The organism is Dyadobacter sp. HNCC25DJ185, from assembly GCF_056895195.1.
In genome coordinates this window covers 1-238 of the sequence record NZ_JBXHAR010000047.1, presented here as the reverse complement: position 1 = coordinate 238, position 238 = coordinate 1, and the positions used below count along the sequence as shown (strand labels likewise).

The following is a 238-nucleotide window of genomic DNA, read 5'->3' as shown; positions in this document are numbered from 1 at the left end:
GATCGCCCTATCAAGTCCGGCACTACACCAAAGCCAAAGTCCAAAAGAACTACCACGTGGTCATCGGCGAAGACTGGCACTTTTATAGCGTCCCATTCCGCTACATCGGCAAAGAGGTCCGCATTGCTTACTGCGAAGACACAGTCGAGATCTATTCTGACAATCAACGGATTGCACTGCATAGCAGGAATTATAAAAGCCATGGGCATACCACTATTGCCGAACACATGCCTGATTC

General features: G+C 48.7%; 1 protein-coding gene. It reads left to right on the top strand.

All coding sequences use genetic code 11. The features are described from left to right. The coding region (locus AC1XUF_RS32110) for a Mu transposase domain-containing protein (protein ID WP_483345968.1) at nucleotides 1–238 on the top strand (238 nt) is incomplete at both ends.